Genomic DNA, 17,643 nt, shown 5'->3' on the forward strand with positions numbered 1-17,643 from the left:
GGAGTGGACCGGACCGAGCTGACGGTGGCTGTTCTACGATGGCATGCCATGACCGAGGAGCACCATGACACGATCGACGCGCTGATGGCGGAGCACCGGAAGTTTCCGCCGTCGGAGGCATTCCGCTCGGGCTCGCTCGTGAGTGACACGTCGCTCTACGACGAGGCCGAGGACGACGAGGGTTTCTGGGCTCGTCAGGCCGGTGCCCTCCGCTGGACCAAGGAATGGGACACGATCCTCGACTGGCAGTTGCCGAACGCCAAGTGGTTCGTCGGCGGCGAACTCAACGTCGCCGACAACTGCCTCGATCGTCACGTCGAGGCCGGCTTCGGGGATCGGGTCGCGATCCACTGGGAGGGCGAACCGGGTGACACGCGCACCATCACGTACTCCGATCTGCTCGACGAGGTGTCGAAGTTCGCCAACGTCCTGAAGGGACTCGGGGCGACCAAGGGCGATCGGGTCATGATCTACATGCCGATGATCCCGGAAGCGGCGGTGGCCATGCTCGCGTGCGCCCGCATCGGCGCGCCTCACAGCGTCGTGTTCGGCGGGTTCTCCGCCCAATCGCTGTCCGACCGCATCGACGACGCCGACGCAAAGCTGCTGATCACCGCCGATGGCGGGTACCGGCGCGGCGAGGTGTTCCCGCTCAAGCCGGCGTGCGACGAAGCCGTCGAGAACACCTCGACCATCGAGCACGTCGTCGTCGTCAAGCGTGGTGGCAACGACGTGACGATGGTCGACGGTCGGGACCACTGGTACCACGACCTGATGGACGGCGCGTCCGCCGACTGCCCGGCCGAGCCGATGGACTCCGAGGACCTGCTGTTCCTGCTCTACACCAGCGGGACCACGGGCAAGCCGAAGGGCATCATGCACACGATGGGTGGCTACCTCACCCACGTCGCCTTCACCCACAAGTACGTGTTCGACCTGCATCCGGCGACCGACGTCTTCTGGTGCACGGCCGACGTGGGTTGGATCACGGGTCACAGCTACATCGTCTACGGCCCCCTGGCCAACGGATGCACCCAGGTGATGTACGAGGGTGTTCCCAACTACCCGGCCAACGACCGCTTCTGGGAGATCATCGAGAAGTACGGCGTCACGAAGTTCTACACCGCACCGACGGCGATCCGCACGTTCATGAAGTGGGGAGCCGACGAGCCGGCCAAGCACGATCTGTCGTCGTTGCAGTTGCTCGGTACCGTCGGTGAGCCGATCAACCCCGAGGCGTGGATGTGGTACCGCGAGCACATCGGCGGCGGGAACTGCCCGATCGTCGACACCTGGTGGCAGACGGAGACGGGCGGCATCATGATCAGTCCCCTGCCGGGTGCGACCACCACGAAGCCCGGCTCGGCCACGTTCCCGCTGCCGGGGGTGACGGCGGAACTCGTCGACGACGACGCGAACACGGTGAGCAACGGTGGCGGCTACCTCACGCTCACCCGGCCATGGCCGGGCATGCTCCGAGGGATCTGGGGTGACCCGCAGCGCTTCAGCGACACGTACTGGTCGCGGTTCCCGGGCCGCTACTTCGCCGGCGACGGAGCCAAGCTCGACGACGACGGCTATCTCTGGCTGCTCGGCCGCGTCGACGACGTCATGAACGTCTCCGGCCACCGAATCTCGACGACCGAGGTGGAGTCGGCCCTCGTCTCGCACCCGTCCGTCGCCGAGGCCGCCGTCGTCGGAGCCACCGACGCCACGACGGGTCAAGCGGTGTTCGCATACGTCATCCTGCGTGGTGGTGCCGACGTCTCGGTCGCGGATCTCCGCGACCACGTCGCGCACGAAATCGGGGCGATCGCGAAGCCGAAGGCGATCTTCATCACCCCGGACCTGCCCAAGACGCGGTCGGGCAAGATCATGCGGCGGCTGCTCCGCGACGTGGCCGAGGGTCGCAACATCGGCGACACCACCACACTCGCCGACGCATCGATCGTCGACGAACTCCAGAGCCGAGCCGCCGGCGGGGGTGGCGATGAGTGACGGTCCCCGACCCGACAGTGGCGAACCCGACGACGAACCCCTCGGTGACTCCGATGCGTCCCGTCGGATCGAGCCGCCCAGCCTCAAGGACCTACTGGGCGATGCCGATGACACTGACGTGCTTGATGGACCCACCGGACGCCCTCGCCTGACATGGGATGCGGTCACCGATTCCGGTGGCGCGCCCGTGGAGACCGATCACCGACCCTCGCCCCAGCCGTCTCGCGGCGACTCGTCGTTCCAGTTCGACCTCGGCGGAGCGCTCGCGCGTCTCGCCGGCGATGCGCCGGCCGAGACGCCCGCGGCCGATGAACACCCGACCCCGACCGAACCGGTTCCGCCCCCGTCACACGAGGCGGTCCCACCGGTCGCCGAGCCGGCCGCTGCGCCCGACCCCGAACCGTTCGTCGCCCCACCCTCGGCGACGCCGCCGCCCCCGTCCCGCCTGACGCGCCCGATCGAGCCGATGACGTACGAATCGGTCGTCCGGGAACCCTCGACGCCGCCCGTCCCGGCACCGCCCGCCGCCACTCCGCCGCCTGTCGCGCCGCCGCCCGCCGAGGCACCGCAGCCCGACTATCCGCGACGGGTACCGGGCACCCACCTCGAATCACAGATGCGGCCGGCGCAGGATGCCGTTCCGGAGATCAGGGAGGCCACGCCGGCCGATGCTGCTCCCCGGCCCTTCAGCCGTTCGTCCGTCTTCGACGATCTGGAGTCGGGCAATGCCACGGGTGCTCCGAACCTGCCCTCGTCGTCCACTGCCGCGGCACCGAGCGTGCCGACCGCTGCCCCGAGCGTCCCGTCGCCGGCGTTCATGCCGAGCCTGCCGGCGTCGAACCCGGCAGCGCCGCCGCCGATCGCCGAACCGGTCAGCTCGGCACCGTCCACCCCTGACATCAATGCGCTCCGTTCGGCTCAGCTCCGGGCCAGCAAGCAGCAGCGCCAGGGCAAGATGTTCGCTCGCTCGCTCCTCGCCTTCGTCGTCATCGGCGGCCTGATCGCCGGAGCCCTCGTATTCGGCCGATCCCTGCTCTTCGACACCGAATGGGATGCCCAACTGACGCCGATCGTCAACGAGATCGAAGCCGAGCGTGGATCCTTCGATCGTCCCGTGCCGCTCGTCGCCGTCCCGGCGGCCGAACTCGGCGAACGTCTGCAGGCCGCGGCGATCGGCGACGCCTGGGTCGAACGCGTCCCGGAATGGCGTGCGCTCGGCGTCGCGACCGGATCGGTCGACGCAACGTCGGTCGGTGCTGCGTTGACCGTGTCGACGACCGCCGTGTACGACCCGACCGGTGATCAGATCTATCAACTCGAAGGTGTCGACCCGGCGGTCGGTGCCGGCGATCTTCGCGTGGCGCTGAACCAGGCCTTCGACGCCCAGTTCGCCGATGCGAACCCTGATGCGAACCCCGATGTGTCCGACGCGTCGGTCGGCGACGACATCGAGCTCGGCAACGGTCTGACCGGAGTCTCCTCGCTCGAATCGATCGCCACCAGAGCCGTCGACGAGGTGCTCGCGACCGGTGGTGCCGTCGGCGCCCGAGAGCCTGCCGACGACGCTCTGCCGCTCCCGATCGCGTACGAACTCGCCGCCGTCAAGGTCCTCGGCGAGCCGATCCTGTCGGCGATCGGGCTCGACCCCGCCACGTACACGGTCGGTGATCCCTATCCGGCCAGCATTGCAACCGTGCTCGACGACGCCCCGGCCACGGCGGCAGGAGCGCTGATCCAACCCGGTGAGGTGTCGCTCGCAGCGCCGCGAGCGCTCGGCAACGACGACTGGTCGTTGGCGTGGGGTGCCCGTCTGCCGGGGGCGACCGTCGATCTGCTGGTCGACCAGGTCGTCGCCGACTCCTACCGGCCGGTCTCGCGGGCCGGCGTGACGTGCTTCGTCGCAGTGTTCGACACCGTCGATGAAGCGGCCGGCAACAGTGTGTTCGCCTCGCTGCTGACCTGGGCGGCGAACGCCCCTGCTGCATCGCAGGCACTGGCCACCTCGGTCGGGCCGACACGGGTGCAGCTCGATGCGTGCGACCCGGGCGCCGAAGCGGCATCGCCGGCGAATGCCGGGACGGTCGATGCGTTGATCGATCGCCAGCAGCGCCGACTCACGAACTGACCGGCCGATCGGGCGTCACGGCCCGAGCCGACCCGTTGGCTCAGTCGCGGAAGTTGTTGAACTGCAGCGGAATGCCGAGATCGCCGTTCTTCAGGAGCGCCATGACATCTTGCAGATGGTCACGCTTCTTGCTGGAGACGCGAACCGTTTCGCCCTGCGTCTGACTCTGCACGCCCTTCGGTCCCTCGGCCTTGATCAGCTTGTTGATCTCCTTGGCCTTGTCGCTGGAGATGCCGACCTTGATCGTGACGACCTGACGGACCGTGTCGTGCGATGCCTCCTGGACGTCGCCGTACTCGACGCCGCGCAGGGAGACCCCGCGCTTCACGAGCTTCTCCTCGAGCACCGTCCGGAGCGCGTCGAGGCGGTCTTCGCTGACGGTGGCGAGCGTGAGCACGAGCTCGTTCTGCTCGATCGACGAGTTCGTGTTCTTGAAGTCGAAGCGGTTCGCGATTTCGCGACTTGCTTGGTCGACGGCGTTGCGGACTTCCTGGCGATCGACTTCGGAGACGACATCGAAACTGGGCATGTCGTCAGGTTAACGGCTGGGGGAATCGGTCTCCTGGCCGGTACGATTCCGGGTCGGTTCGGCGGCAACGTCGAGTCGACCAACAGATTGGGTCGGTGCCCGAGTGGCCAAAGGGAACGGGCTGTAAACCCGTCGGCATTGCCTTCGAAGGTTCAAATCCTTCCCGGCCCACCATTGTGATGTCGCGAGACATCTGCAACACCCGAACCCTCAGGGGTTCGGGTGTTTGTGTTTTCGGGGTGGGTTCTTTGGTTTGCCGGTGGGTTGGTAGTCGCGTGTGGGGTCGAGGGTGAGGTGGCGGAGGAGTTCGCCGGTGGTGGCGTGGATGATGCGGATGTCGAGGTTGTGGATGAGCATGGTGATGGGTGTGCCGGTGTGGGTTCGGCCGATGCCGATGTGGTGGAGGCGGCCGTTGTGGCGGAGGGTGACGCGTCCGGTTGTGTCGACGCGGTCGGTGCGTGTGCGCCAGGTGTGGGTGGGTTGTCCTGGGCTGGCTTTGGGGAGTGTGGTGTAGGCCTGTGTGGGGGTGCGGCGGTTGAGGGAGCGGTGGGGGCGGTGGTGGTTGTAGATGTTGGTGAAGGTGTCGAGTTGGTGCTGGAGTTCGTCGAGGGTGGTGGCGGCTGGTTGTTGGGTGAGCCATTTCTTGAGGGTTTGTTGGAAGCGTTCGACTTTGCCGCAGGTGGTGGGGTGGTTGGGGCGTGAGTGTTTTTGTTCGATGCCGAGGTCGATGAGGTGTTGTTCGAATCGGTTGGGGCCGTTGGTGCCGCCGCGGGAGAACCGGGCGGTGTAGTAGAGGCCGTTGTCGGAGAGGACGCTGGCGGGGTGTTGGTGCTGGTCGCAGGCGTGATCGAAGGTGGTGACGACGATCGGGGCGGTGACGGTGCGGTGGGCGGTGACGGAGAGTGCGTAGCGGGAGTGGTCGTCGAGCCAGGTGAGGATCTCGGCGCCGGTGGTGCCGTTGGCGAGGGGCCAGTGGGTCATGTCGGTTTGCCACATCTGGTTGGGGAGTTCGGCTTGGAACCGGGTGTAGGACGAGCGGGGTCGTTTGCGTGGGTTCGTGGTGATGCGTCGGGCGGCGATCAGGTGGCGGCGGATCGTGGAGATCGATACGTGTGTGTCGTGGTGTTGTTCGAGGTGCCAGCTGATGGTGGCGGGGCCGGCATCGAGACCATTCGAGTCGAGCTGGTCGCGGAGGTTCACGATCAGTTCGATCAGTTCATCTGTGAGCCGGTTCGGTGAGGTGTGTGGGCGGCGTGATCGGGGTTGGAACGCGGTGTCACCGTCGGTGCGGTAGCGGGCGACCCACCGTGACACGGTGGCTGTCGATACCTGGTAGGAGCGGGCGACCTCAGCTTGAGAGCGGCCCTCGAGCACAACGGACAAGATCACCTGCTGACGCTTCGACACCGACCAAGCTCAGCCGAGCCGGCGTTGCAGATGTCGTGATCAGAACCGTTGCACATGTCCTGAACTCACACACTTCCCGGCCCACCATGACAGCCCGTCAGCGTTGCTGGCGGGCTGTTGTCGTTGCCGCAGCCGGTTCGGTGAACCGCAGGCGATCCTGCTCGATCCGGGCGAGCGCCGGCGGTGCGTCACGGGCCTCGGCGAGGGCCCGTTCGAACTCCGCTTCGGCGGTCGACCGGTCGCCGGCGAGGTCGGCGAGCCGGGCGAGGACGTGGGCGGTCGGGCCCCATGACGCGCCGCCACCGCCGTAGCACGCGAGGACCACCCAGTGCGCCCGGTACGGCTCGAGCAACACCCGCAACGATCGACCGGCCGCTTCGTTGCGCACGGTCGCTGCGACGTGACCGAGCAGCGCCAGCGCCAGGAATCGGTTGGTGTCGGTCGGGAGGTTCGCGTACCCCGTGCGGTCGAACCAGCGGAGCGTGTCATCGGCCTGGTCGAGGTCGCCGGCCTCGGCGGCGCAGAAGGCGAGCACCGCCCGGTAAGCCGGGATCTCGGGGTGGCGCTCGACGGCGCCGGCCAACGTCGGCATCATCTCGCCCGGCCGGCCCTGGTACAGGCGAATGTTGACCAGGTTCACCGCGAGACAGGCCTGGGCCTCGGCGACCGTGCGACGGGTGGACGCCGCCGCGTGCGCCAGTTCCTCGGCTCCGTCGAGGTCGCCGGCGTGGAGCGCCCGGAGATATCGCCAGGTCGTGATCACCCAGCGCCAGTACGGCTCCGGATAGCGGTCGGCGATCTCCGACGCGGCGTCGAGTGCCCGGGACGCGCCGGCCAGGTCACCGGTGCGGATCAGATCTTCGTGCCGGTAGCAGTGTGCGGCGATGAGGGTCTCCGACCCGACCTGTCGCCGCGGCATCGCCAGCACCTCGGCGATGTTCGCCAGTCGCGACTCGACCGCCGGGGGATCGAGGTGTGCGTACCGCTCGCCGAGGAGGGCCGCCGCCAAGGGGCGTGGCGAAGGTGGATCGAGTACCCGCATCCGGGTGAGCGAGCGCGTCAGGAGTTCGCAACGCTCCGCGGCGTCGTCGCTCAGCAGCAGGCTGAACGCGAGTTCGCGTTCGAGATCGCTGAGCAGGACGGCGGCCTCGCGCCCGCGCGTGAGGCTCAGGTGCTCGATGGCCTGTCGCAGCGCGTCGTCGATCGACGACCCGCCGGAACCGGACGCCGCGCCGCGCCCGGCTCGCCCGCTGAGCGCCAGCGCGCTGGCTCCCTCGATCATCGGGAGGTCGTCGGCGATCGCCGACAGGCGCGCTTCCTGCAACACCACGGCCGCGTCGTCGAACCGTTCGAGGCACACGAGCGCCCGACCGAGCCCGACGAGTGAGCGGCCACGGGTGCCCGGCGTTCGTACCGCGTCGACCGCGACCCGGAACAACTCGGAGGCGCGTTGCCACGCGCCGTCGGAGAGTTCTTGTTCGGCGGCTGCGGCGGCGTGTTCGGCTGCCGACTCGGAGCACGGCTCGCCGGCCCGGGACAGATGGTGAGCGATTCGTGCGTGATCGGGCGCTCCTGCGTCCGCTCGCTCGATCATGGTCTGGCCGATGTGTCGGTGCAGTCTCGCCCGTTCGAGTGGGCCGATGCCGTCGAGCACGATGTCGCGGGTGATCGCGTGGGAGAACTGCAACGTCGAGACGGTGTCGCCGACTGTGAGGAACCCGTCGGACACGAGTTCGTCGCATCGGGCGGTGACCTCGCCGGGGTCGTACGGGCTGCAGGCCTCGAGGAGCGCCGGATCGACATGCCGCCCGATCACGGCAGCGAGGCGCAGCAGTCCGGCGTCGGCAGGCGGCAGGGCTCGAATGCGATGCGTGACCCATTCCCGGATCGCGGTCGGGATGTTCGCAGGATCGATCGGTGAACCGTGCCGTCGTGCGGCACGCGCGATCTCGCTCACGTAGAGCGACAGGCCCCCGGTCCGATCGTGGACCACCTCGGCGAGCCGGCGGCCGGCCGGCATGTCCGGACGCTCGATCAACGCCTCCACGTCATCGACCGTCAGCGGGTCCAGCCAGATCGTCCGTGTCGGCACGATCCGTTCGAGCGCGCCGATCGCGTCGTCGTTGCCGAGGTCGGTCGGACGGCTCGTGGCGATGACGAGGATCGGGCCCGTCGCCCCGTCGAGGGCCTCCTCGAGCAGCGCGAGCGAATCGGTGGAGGCCCACTGCAGATCGTCGACGAACCAGATCGTCGGTTGCCGGGCGATCGTGCGGGTCAGCTCGACCACCGCCCGACGGAGGTCGCGTCCATCGTCGGGATCGGCCGCGTCGCCGATCCGCCCGGCGGCGAGCCGGATCGTTCGTTCGGTGGCGGCGTGCTCGGCGGCGAGTTCCGGCTCGGACGCGAGCAGTCGGAGGAGGGCCTCGATCAACGCACCGGAGGAGCGTCCGCCGGAGCTGCGATGTCGGCCCCAGACCAGACGTGTCGCAGCGTTGCGTTCGAAGACCTCATGGCAGAACCGGTCGGCGAGCCGCGTCTTGCCGATGCCGGCGCGTCCCTTGAGGATGACGAGCGCCGGCCGCCGCTGCGTGGCGACAGCGTCCCAGGCCTCGTGCAGGTGCGCCAGGGCGTCGGTCCTGCCGACGAACGGTTCGTCGAAGTGAGGGTGCAGCGTCGGTCGGCCGACGGTCGAGGGGTCGTCCGTGTCGGGGCCGTCGGAGTCGGAGCCGAGGATCGTGCGTTCGAGGTCGACGAGTCGATCGCCGGGCGGCAGGCCGACTTCGGCGAGGTGCCGGCGAGCGGCATGGCAGGTCAGCAACGCCTGGCGGCGATCGCCGAGCGTGTGCTGAGCCGTGGCGAGGAGCACCCAGCGCTGCTCCCGGTAGGGCTCGTCGATCACGGCGGCGTGGAGTCGCTGGATCACGTCGCCGTCGAGGCCTCGGGCGACGGCGATCTCCAGCGCTCGTTCGTCGTCGGTGAGGATGCGACCGCGGATGCGTTCGCGTTGCGCCTCGACCTCGGGGGTGTCGGCCAGGTCCGGCAACACGGCGGCGCCGGCCGTCGCCGACGAGTCATCGATGACGACGCTGGGAGCAAGGGCGTATCCGGTGGCCTCGGTCATCACGGCGTCGCCGGCCGCACGCCGGATGCGGGCGATGTGATTCTGAATCGACTTGTGCGCCGAACCGGGGACGGCGTGCCCCCAGATCAGCGAGGCGATTCGGTCGGTGTCGGCCGGCACGGGGTGGGTCACGACGAGTGCGGCGAGGACCGAGCGCTCCTTCGGGCGCAGGTCGACGGGAGTCCCGTCGTGGTCCAGTCGGAGCGGGCCGCGGACGTTGACCGTCCAGCCCACCGTCGCCGGCGGCGTCGTTTCGTCGTTGTCGTTCATGTCCCGCTGACCCCGGTGACGCTCAGCGTCATCGGGACCCAAGCGCACCGTACGCGGTCGGCACAAGGTCCGTCCAGACGGACGCGCGTCGTTGGCGCGGGTGGTGTCGGCCCGCGGTCTCAGAGCAGGAGTTGCATCACGGCCACGTCGAGCCACCGTTTGAACTTGCGTCCGACCTGGCGTTCGATCCCCACGAGTTCGAAGCCGCAGGCGGCGTGCAGTGCTCGTGAGGCCTCACTCGACGCCTCGATGCGGGCGATGATCGAGTGGAACCCCGACTCGCGGGCGACGCCGATCAGGTGGGTCAACATCTGCTTGCCGACGCCGCGTCCACCGAAGTCCCGGTGGACGTAGATCGAATTCTCGACGGTCGTGCGGTACGCAGCACGCTCCTTGTACGGCGAGAGCGAGGCGAAGGCCACCACCTGGCGCGTGGCCGGGTCGACACCGACGATCGCGGCGAATGCGCCGCTTCTCGCAGCGAGCCAGTCGCGCTGTGCCTCGACGGTTCGCGGCACGAGATCGAACGTGGCGGTCGTCTCGGTGACCTCTCGGTTGTAGATCTCGGCGATCGCTGCCGCATCGACGCCGGTCGCCAGACGGATCGTGATCGCAGGGGTCGAGGGCATCGCTCGGAGACTAGCGACCGGCGCCGCCCGTGGAACGTCCGGTTCGGCCCGCTGCGGACGCCGGAAATCCCGGTTTCTCGCGCGGTGTGATCCCCCTCGCGGCCGCTACACTTGCACGCCGGTCCGCGGCTCCGCCGCGCACCGAAAGCAAGAGCGCCCTCTTAGCTCAGTCGGCAGAGCACAGCCATGGTAAGGCTGGTGTCGTGGGTTCGATTCCCACAGAGGGCTCGACCAACCGGTCGGGGTACACACCCCGTCCGGGGGCCAAGGCCTGGCGCCGTAGCTCAGTTGGTCAGAGCATCCGGCTCATAATCGGAAGGTCATCGGTTCGATCCCGATCGGCGCTACCAGGATCCTGCACCCGCAGGATCGTTCAGAACACAGGTCCCATACACCGAAGGCAAAGGGAAAAGGCAATGAGCAAGGCAAAGTTCGAGCGCAACAAGCCGCATGTCAACATTGGCACGATGGGTCACATCGACCATGGCAAGACGACGTTGACGGCGGCGATTTCGAAGACGTTGTCCGATCGCGGTTTGGCTGATTTTGCTGCGTTCGACACGATCGACAAGGCGCCGGAGGAGAAGGCTCGTGGTATCACGATCTCGATTGCTCATATCGAGTACGAGACCGAGAACCGGCATTACGCGCATGTCGACATGCCGGGTCATGCCGACTACATCAAGAACATGATCACGGGTGCGGCGCAGGTCGATGGTGCGATCTTGGTGGTCGCGGCGACCGATGGTCCGATGCCGCAGACGCGTGAGCATGTGTTGTTGGCCCGTCAGGTCGGTGTGCCGGCGATCGTGGTGGCGTTGAACAAGGCTGACATGGTCGACGACGAAGAGCTCCTCGAGTTGGTGGAGTTGGAGATTCGTGAGTTGTTGAACGAGTACGAGTTCCCGGGTGATGATGTTCCGGTGATCCCGGTGAGTGCGTTGAAGGCGCTCGAGGGTGATGCGGATGCTCAGGAGCAGGTGATGGCGTTGATGAATGCTGCTGATGAGTTCATTCCGGAGCCGGATCGTGATCTGGACAAGCCGTTCTTGATGCCGATCGAGGATGTGTTCACGATCACGGGTCGTGGCACGGTGGTGACGGGCAAGGTCGAGCAGGGCATCGTGAACACCGGTGATGAGATCGAGATCGTTGGGTTGCGTGATACGCAGAAGACGACGTGTACGGGTGTTGAGATGTTCCGTAAGTTGCTCGATCAGGGTCAGGCGGGTGACAACATCGGTGCGTTGTTGCGTGGTATCGACAAGGAGAATGTCGAGCGTGGTCAGGTGTTGTGTAAGCCGGGCAGTATCACGCCGCACACGAATTTCGAGGGTCAGGTGTATGTGTTGACGAAGGAGGAGGGTGGTCGTCACAAGCCGTTCTTCAACAACTATCGTCCGCAGTTCTTTTTCCGGACGACGGATGTGACGGGGACGATCGAGTTGCCGTCGGGGACGGAGATGGTGATGCCGGGTGACAACGTCGAGATGACGGTGGAGCTCGGGAAGGCGATCGCGATGGATGAGGGTCTGCGGTTCGCGATTCGTGAGGGTGGTCGTACCGTGGGTGCCGGCCGTGTCACCAAGATCCTCAAGTGATCAACTGACCTGACGAACGATTCCGTGCGGGTGTCGCCCGAGCCGACCATCGGCTCGGGCGCACTCCGTCTCGGAGGACCGAACACACCGAAGCCCCGCTGGGGCCTCGGAAGATGTGGCGCCGGCGTCCTGCCGGCCCCAGTGAGCGAAGCGAGCGAACGAAATGGCCAAGTCCGACAAGCGGGTGAAGATCACCCTCGAGTGCACCGAGTGCAAGCGGCGCAACTACATCACGATGAAGTCGAAGATCAACGACCGTGAGCGCCTCGAGATGAGCAAGTACTGCAGCAACGAACGCAAGCACACGATGCACAAGGAGACTCGCTGACTCGTCAGGGTGCCTGACGAGGGACCGCTGGTACGCTGGTGATCCCATCCGAGGGCAGTAGCTCAGTTGGTAGAGCATCGGTCTCCAAAACCGACGGTCGGGGGTTCGAGTCCCTCCTGCCCTGCCCAGACGAGACGCGTAGAAAGAACCCATGTCACTCGATGACCTGAACCGTGAACAGAAGCGTGCTCTGAAGCGCCAAGGCGCTTTGGACGAGAGCGGCGCGCCCGCGAAGGCACCGCGTGCCCAAGCGACGCGCGAGCGGGTCGGGCCGACGCAGTACCTCCGTGAGGTGCGCGACGAGATGCGCAAGGTGGCTTGGCCGAGCCGCCCTGAAGTGGTTCGCTACTCGATCATCGTCACCGCCACCGTGGTGGTGTACACCGCTTTCGTCGGCGGTATCGATTTCGGCCTCCGGTACGTCGCAGATTGGTTCTACGCATGAGTGACAACGACACCGACCTGGTGACCGACGACGTCCAGGCCGATGGCGACGCCGCGTCCGACTCGACCGAGGCGCCGGCCGACCTCCTGCCCGTCGGCGATGCCGACATCAGCGAGGGAGCCGAGCCCACCGAGGCCGACGTGCCCGTGCTCGACCAGGCCGACGCCGTCGAGGCGAGCGAACTCCTGCCGATCGGCGATCTGGCCGACGTCGCCGATGCGGCCGACGCCGAAGCGACCGACGACGCCGAGACCGGCGGTGCGGCAGCAGCCGCCGAGCCCGACGACGACGTCGAGGTCATCTCCGAAGCCGATGCGGTGGCCGAGACCACCGACGACGTCGAGGAGGACGACCCGTGGACCCGACCGGGTTCGTGGTACGTCGTGCACACGCAGTCGGGCTACGAGAAGAAGGTCACGGCCAACCTCAACGCCCGCATCCAGTCCATGAACATGGAAGACATGATCTACGAGGTCGTGATCCCCATGGAAGAGGTCGTGGAGTTCAAGAACGGCAAGAAGCAGACGGTGCAGCGCAAGGTGTTCCCCGGCTACCTGCTCGTTCGTTGTCGCATGACCGACGAGTCCTGGTACTGCATTCGCAACACGCCGGGCGTCACCGGCTTCGTCGGACAGAGCGACCGCGGTCAGAAGCCCACGCCGCTGCGCCGCCGTGAGGTCCGCACGTTCCTGTCGACCAAGACGCCCGGTGCCGACGCCGAGGCCGCACGCCCCAAGCCCAAGCTCGATTACGAAGAGGGCGAGAGCGTGCGCGTCAAGGAAGGCCCGTTCGCCGACTTCCTCGGCACGGTCGCCGAGATCAACGCCGATCACATGAAGCTGAAGGTGCTCGTCAACATCTTCGGCCGCGAGACCCTGGTCGAGATGGACTTCAGCCAGGTCAGCAAGCTCTGACCCGCCGGGTCGAACGATTTCACCGAGATAGAGAGACACCAAGATGGCAAAGAAGAAAGTCGCTGCGATCGTCAAGATCCAGATCGAGGCCGGCAAGGCGAGCCCCGCGCCGCCCGTGGGTACCGCGCTCGGACCGCACGGCATCGCGATCATGGACTTCGTCAAGGCGTACAACGCCAAGACCGAGGCCCAGGCCGGCACCGTGGTGCCGACCGAGATCACGATCTACGAAGACCGCACCTTCGACTTCATCCTGAAGACGCCGCCGGCCCCCGTGCTGATCCGCAAGGCGCTCGGCCTCGACAAGGCCGCCAACAATCCGGGTTCCGAGACCGTCGGCACGATCACCGACGCGCAGATCGAAGAGATCGCGAAGATCAAGATGCCCGACCTGAACGCGAACGACATCGAAGCCGCCAAGCAGCAGATCCGCGGCACCGCCCGCTCGATGGGGATTGCGGTCGGCTGACGCCGCCGGGGCCGACTTCGTCGGCCCTCCAGCGACTCCGTCGCTGGCAATCCTTTCTCCGGGCTTCGCCCGGAATCGTCGGCTCCGCCGACTCTGCACGTTGGGCACACTCCGGGCTTCGCCCGGAACGTCAGCTCTGCCGACACCGCCGAACGTGCGTCATTACACCAACCACAGCTCGGCCTCGGAGGACCTCGCCGGGGGAGCTCAACCACGAGGGAGACAACCAATGTCCGGTAAGAAGTACACAGATTCACTGAAGAAGTTCGATCGGGAGCAGTTCTACGGCCCCATCGACGCAGTCCGGCTCGCCAAGGAGACCGCCACCGCGAAGTTCGAGGAGAACCTCGACGTCGTGTTCCGCCTCGGTGTCGACCCCCGCAAGGCCGACCAGATGGTCCGCGGCACGGTTGCGCTGCCCTCGGGCACCGGCAAGGACGTCCGGGTCGCGGTGTTCGCGCAGGGTGAGGCCGCCGACGCCGCACGGGCTGCGGGTGCCGACCTCGTCGGTGCCGACGACCTCGCCGCCACCATCGAAGGTGGCGAGATGGAGTTCGACATCGCCATCGCGACACCCGACATGATGCCGACCGTCGGCCGCCTCGGCCGCGTGCTCGGCCCGCGTGGCTTGATGCCGAACCCCAAGACCGGCACGGTGACCACCGACGTCGGCAAGGCCGTCGAAGAGTTCAAGGGCGGCAAGGTCGAGTACCGCACCGACCGTTACGGCAACGTCCACGTGCAACTCGGCCGAGCTTCGTTCGAGCAGGAGCAGCTCGACGCCAACTTCCGTGCCGTGCTCGAGGAGATTCAGCGCGCCAAGCCGGCGTCGGCCAAGGGCCGCTACATCAAGAAGATCACGGTCTCGGCGACGATGGGCCCCGGCGTCCGCGTCGACATCAACCGCCTCAAGGTCGAGCAGGACTGAATCCTCGCCGACACGGCACCCTGAACGAACGGACCCCGGGCACTCGCCCGGGGTCCGTCCGTTTTCAAGCGAGTTCGATCAGGTGAGGCGACCCTCGTTCGCCACTCGCGGTCAGGTGCCGGCGCGCGGATGACCGTCCGAGGACTCAGGCCGTCGCCGCGAGTTCGGCGACCGCGGCGCGCCCAGCCTCGTACCCGCGCTCGGCGATCTCCCTGGCCCGCTTCGTGTCGGTCAGCCCGTAGCCACGCACGTCGGGGGTGATGACCACGTCGGCGTGGTCGGTCGAGTCCTGCCGACCGAGCTCGGTCAGGCGCATCAGCAGTTTCGACAGCGATGCCCCACCCGGAGCGGTGTTCCGGCGTCTGAGCCGGTCCCAGCCGTTGAGGATCCCCGACCCGTCGAGGCCACCGACCTCGAGCCCCGTCGGGTCGCCGACCTCGACCGCGATGAGGCGAGCGTTCGGATGCCGGTTCCGGGCGATCTCCGATGGCATGTTGGCCACCAGCCCACCGTCGACCAGCAGCATGCCGTCGACGGCGAGCGGCGGGAAGAGCCCGGGAACCGAGCCGCTCGCACGAAGCGCCTGCCACATCGGACCACGGTCGTGGACGAACGGCCGAGCGGACACGAGGTCGCACGAGACCGCGGCGAAGTTGATCGGGAGTTCCTCGATGTTCATGCCGCCACCGAGTTCTTGGAGCCCGGTCGTCATCGTGCGCCCCGACATCAGGGCGACGCTGGGTGGTGTGAGGTCGCGCCGCCAGCGGGCGGCTTCGAACCACTGCAGCATCTGGCGTTGGGCGTCGACCGGGTCGCCCAGCCGGGCGAGGAGGCCCCCGACGACGGCGCCGGCACTCGTGCCGATGATGCCGTCGATCGGCACGCCGGCCTCGACGAACGCGCGCGCCACGCCGAAGTGCGCGAAGCCACGGGCCCCGCCGCCCCCGAGCACGAGCACGTTCGAGGTCCCCGTCATCACCCGGGCGAGGCGCGCGAGATCGTCGGCGTCGGTCGCCGAGACGTTCACGTGCGAGACGAGGGTTCGCCGGCGGATCCACTCGGTCGTCGGTGGGCGTCCGGCCGTGCGCATGATCAGGTGGGTCGGCACCTCGGCGATACGGGCCGCGCACGCCGGATCGCGTTCGGTCTCGGTGAGTTCGGCGCTCGCCCTGTCGTTCGCGACGATGTTGACCCGATCCGCGTGGCGCAGACAGAGGCGGGTCCACGCGGTCGGTCCCCGGTCGGCGATGAGCAGCGAGATCTGGACGCGGTTCTCGATCTCGAGGAGCCAGGCTGCCGGGTGGGTGACGCCGACGACATCGTCGGCCCCGAGCACCACCGTCTCGTAGTCGGTCAGCCGTTCAGCGAGTTGGTGCGCGAAGGTCGACAGGTCGTCGTCGTCGACCGGGAGCAACACGATGGTCGCCGGCAGCGAGGGCCGGGCGGGCTGCGTCATCGCGGTGCGGAGTCGATCGACGACGACCGAGGCGAACGGGCGGAGCATCGCCGGGTGGTGCTGGACGAGGCGAGCGAACGACTCGGCCGGGAGCCGGAACAGGTCGGTGTCGCGCATCGCCCGGACCGTGGCGGCCCGATCCTGGTCGGTCATCACGGCCATCTCGCCGACGACTTCGCTCTTGCCGATCTCGCCGACGAGGACGTCGGCGCCGTCAGGCCCCACCACCGTGGCCCGCAATCGACCGTGTCGAACGATGTACAGCTCGGCGGCCGGTTCGCCCTCGACCATCAGCGTCTGTCCGGTCGTCAACCGGACGCCGTCGAAGGCGTTCCGGAGTTCGTCGAGCGCCTCGTCGGTGACCGAGGCGAACAGGCCGCACTCGGCGACGGCTCGCGCGACATCGCTCGGGTCGACGTCGAAACGTTCGAGTGGCTCAGAGGTCGCCATCGTGTCGGATCAGATCGGTGAGGCGCTCGGCGCCGACGTGGGACCGGAACTGTTCGGGTGTGTACCCGGTGACGACCGTGGGGCCGCCGGCGCGGGCGGTGGCGGACCTCGGGAGATCGAACAGTGGGCCCATCTCGCCGAAGTGCTCGCCAGGGCCGAGCGTCGCGAGCAACTCGGTGTGATGGTCGGGCCGCTCCCGCTCGATTCGGATCTCACCGGCATCGATCAGATAGATCAACTGGCCGCGCGATCCCTGCTCGAACAGCAGGTCGCCGGTTGCGAGTTCGGTCACGACCGGCTCGGACGCATGCTCGTGGAAGCGGGGGACCATCTCGATGATCCGGTCGGCCAGGGGGAGCAGTCGGTCGTCGTGGGTGGCCACGACGACCACACGTCCCGGCGCCGCGAGCTCGCGGAGGAGCCGGAGGACGCCCTCGACCTGGATGTAGTCGAGGCTGGCGGTCGGTTCGTCGGCGATGATCAGCGACGGATCGTGCGCGAGCGCCCGTGCCAGCGACACGCGCTGTTGCTGACCTCCCGACAGCTGCGACGGCCGGTGGTGCATCCGCTCGCCGAGACCGACGTGGTCGAGCAACTCGGTGCCGCGGGCGGTCGCCCGTTTCGACGACCACCCGGCAGCTCGCAGGGGTGCGGTGACATTGCCGAGGGCGTCGAGGCTCGGGACCAGGTTGAACGACTGGAACACGATGCCGACCTCGCTCTGCCGGTAGGTCGTGAGCTCGGTTCCGGTGAGGGCCGCCACGTCGGTGTCGCCCCAGCGGATCGTGCCGGCCGACGGCGTGAGGATGCCGCCGAGGCAGGACAGCAAGGTGGTCTTGCCGCACCCGCTCGGACCGAGCAGCACCGCCAGCTCACCGTCGTCGGCGTGCATGGAGAATCCGTCGAGTGGTCGCACGCTGTACTCGCCGGCGTCGTACTCGACCGTCAGGTCGTCGATGATCAGATCGGACAT

General features: G+C 67.5%; 14 protein-coding genes and 4 tRNA genes. 12 read left to right on the plus strand and 6 right to left on the minus strand.

The features are described 5' to 3' along the window. Positions 1-48: 48 nt before the first annotated feature. Both acs and R8G01_19135 read left to right on the plus strand, forming a co-directional pair. Positions 49-1,998 (plus strand): acetate--CoA ligase, encoded by a 1,950-nt coding sequence (acs, locus tag R8G01_19130; GenBank protein MDW3216119.1) that lies wholly within the window; start codon positions 49-51, stop codon positions 1,996-1,998. Next, positions 1,991-4,123: a hypothetical protein gene (locus R8G01_19135; GenBank protein MDW3216120.1), complete on the plus strand. Its 2,133-nt coding sequence runs from the start codon at positions 1,991-1,993 to the stop codon at positions 4,121-4,123. Before acs ends, R8G01_19135 begins: the two co-directional genes overlap by 8 nt. 40 nt (positions 4,124-4,163) lie before the next feature. Here R8G01_19135 and R8G01_19140 read toward each other — a convergent pair whose 3' ends face one another. After that, positions 4,164-4,652 carry a YajQ family cyclic di-GMP-binding protein gene (locus R8G01_19140; protein MDW3216121.1) on the minus strand — a complete coding sequence of 163 codons (489 nt, stop codon included), beginning with the start codon at positions 4,650-4,652 and terminating at the stop codon, positions 4,164-4,166. A gap of 89 nt (positions 4,653-4,741) precedes the next feature. Here R8G01_19140 and R8G01_19145 point away from each other — a divergent pair. Beyond that, positions 4,742-4,826, plus strand: a tRNA-Tyr gene (locus R8G01_19145). Between the two features lie 36 nt (positions 4,827-4,862). On the opposite strand, the gene R8G01_19150 is transcribed toward R8G01_19145, so the two are convergent. From R8G01_19150 to R8G01_19160, 3 genes are all read right to left on the minus strand, one after another. Continuing rightward, positions 4,863-6,059, minus strand: a complete 1,197-nt coding sequence (locus R8G01_19150; protein MDW3216122.1) for an IS481 family transposase — start codon at positions 6,057-6,059, stop codon at positions 4,863-4,865. A gap of 97 nt (positions 6,060-6,156) precedes the next feature. Then, a complete protein-coding gene (locus R8G01_19155; protein ID MDW3216123.1) occupies positions 6,157-9,450 on the minus strand; it encodes an AAA family ATPase in 3,294 nt (1,097 codons plus the stop codon). A 119-nt stretch (positions 9,451-9,569) separates the two neighbouring features. Beyond that, positions 9,570-10,079: an N-acetyltransferase family protein gene (locus tag R8G01_19160; GenBank protein MDW3216124.1), complete on the minus strand. Its 510-nt coding sequence runs from the start codon at positions 10,077-10,079 to the stop codon at positions 9,570-9,572. A 155-nt stretch (positions 10,080-10,234) separates the two neighbouring features. Between R8G01_19160 and R8G01_19165 the strand changes: the two genes are divergently transcribed. The 9 genes from R8G01_19165 (at position 10,235) to rplA (ending at position 14,764) form a co-directional block, all read left to right on the plus strand. After that, a tRNA-Thr gene (locus R8G01_19165) sits at positions 10,235-10,307 on the plus strand. A 45-nt stretch (positions 10,308-10,352) separates the two neighbouring features. Next, positions 10,353-10,429, plus strand: a tRNA-Met gene (locus R8G01_19170). Positions 10,430-10,495: 66 nt separating this feature from the next. After that, positions 10,496-11,680 carry an elongation factor Tu gene (tuf, locus tag R8G01_19175; GenBank protein MDW3216125.1) on the plus strand — a complete coding sequence of 395 codons (1,185 nt, stop codon included), beginning with the start codon at positions 10,496-10,498 and terminating at the stop codon, positions 11,678-11,680. A 163-nt stretch (positions 11,681-11,843) separates the two neighbouring features. After that, a complete protein-coding gene (gene rpmG, locus R8G01_19180) occupies positions 11,844-12,008 on the plus strand; it encodes a 50S ribosomal protein L33 (GenBank protein MDW3216126.1) in 165 nt (54 codons plus the stop codon). Between the two features lie 51 nt (positions 12,009-12,059). Then, positions 12,060-12,132, plus strand: a tRNA-Trp gene (locus tag R8G01_19185). A 27-nt stretch (positions 12,133-12,159) separates the two neighbouring features. Then, on the plus strand, positions 12,160-12,453 hold the full coding sequence (gene secE / locus R8G01_19190; GenBank protein ID MDW3216127.1) for a preprotein translocase subunit SecE: 294 nt from the start codon (positions 12,160-12,162) through the stop codon (positions 12,451-12,453). Beyond that, positions 12,450-13,367, plus strand: a complete 918-nt coding sequence (nusG, locus tag R8G01_19195) for a transcription termination/antitermination protein NusG (GenBank protein MDW3216128.1) — start codon at positions 12,450-12,452, stop codon at positions 13,365-13,367. The genes secE and nusG overlap by 4 nt, the downstream gene beginning before the upstream one ends. A 43-nt stretch (positions 13,368-13,410) precedes the next feature. Continuing rightward, a complete protein-coding gene (rplK, locus tag R8G01_19200) occupies positions 13,411-13,836 on the plus strand; it encodes a 50S ribosomal protein L11 (protein MDW3216129.1) in 426 nt (141 codons plus the stop codon). Positions 13,837-14,065: 229 nt separating this feature from the next. Further along, positions 14,066-14,764 carry a 50S ribosomal protein L1 gene (rplA, locus tag R8G01_19205; GenBank protein ID MDW3216130.1) on the plus strand — a complete coding sequence of 233 codons (699 nt, stop codon included), beginning with the start codon at positions 14,066-14,068 and terminating at the stop codon, positions 14,762-14,764. Positions 14,765-14,909: 145 nt separating this feature from the next. On the opposite strand, the gene R8G01_19210 is transcribed toward rplA, so the two are convergent. Both R8G01_19210 and R8G01_19215 read right to left on the minus strand, forming a co-directional pair. Beyond that, positions 14,910-16,670 carry a patatin-like phospholipase family protein gene (locus tag R8G01_19210; GenBank protein ID MDW3216131.1) on the minus strand — a complete coding sequence of 587 codons (1,761 nt, stop codon included), beginning with the start codon at positions 16,668-16,670 and terminating at the stop codon, positions 14,910-14,912. Further along, positions 16,657-17,643 carry an ATP-binding cassette domain-containing protein gene (locus R8G01_19215; GenBank protein ID MDW3216132.1) on the minus strand — a complete coding sequence of 329 codons (987 nt, stop codon included), beginning with the start codon at positions 17,641-17,643 and terminating at the stop codon, positions 16,657-16,659. Before R8G01_19215 ends, R8G01_19210 begins: the two co-directional genes overlap by 14 nt.

Source organism: Ilumatobacteraceae bacterium (genome assembly GCA_033344875.1).
Classification (GTDB): Bacteria; Actinomycetota; Acidimicrobiia; order Acidimicrobiales; family Ilumatobacteraceae; genus Ilumatobacter.